Origin of the sequence: Herpetosiphon llansteffanensis, from assembly GCF_003205875.1 — a bacterium.
In the GTDB taxonomy this organism is placed as follows: Bacteria; Chloroflexota; Chloroflexia; order Chloroflexales; family Herpetosiphonaceae; genus Herpetosiphon; species Herpetosiphon llansteffanensis.
Window position 1 is genome coordinate 1 of record NZ_PUBZ01000067.1, and the last position, 381, is coordinate 381.

Genomic DNA, 381 nt, shown 5'->3' on the forward strand with positions numbered 1-381 from the left:
TCCTTCCTGGTACCGTCTCGATTGCGGTGACGGTCCTACTGGGAGCTTTCTGGGCCCCCATTGTGCTGGGATGAGGTTCGACGAGGCGCGATCGTGGTTCGTTAGGCACCGGTAGACTCAACAGCCATGAGCCACACCGACGTGCCGGCCGATCAACGCAAACGCGTCTTCGCCTGGGCCATGTGGGATCCAGGAACCCAGCCCTTCGCTTCGGTCATCACCACCTTCGTCTTTGCCGTCTATCTTGTCGGCGACGCCTTCGGGTCCAAAGACCGCACTGTCACTGCGCTGTCATGGACCATGACTTTGGCGGGCCTGACCATTGCCTTGCTGGCACCTGTCGTGGGGCAATGGGCAGGTCGACGAGGCCGGCAGGTGACT

At 61.7% G+C, this 381-nt stretch carries 1 pseudogene; it reads left to right on the plus strand.

Going from position 1 to position 381, the window contains the following annotated elements:
• Positions 1 to 126: 126 nt before the first annotated feature.
• A pseudogene (locus C5S61_RS04455) lies at positions 127 to 381 on the plus strand (MFS transporter); the annotation flags it as partial.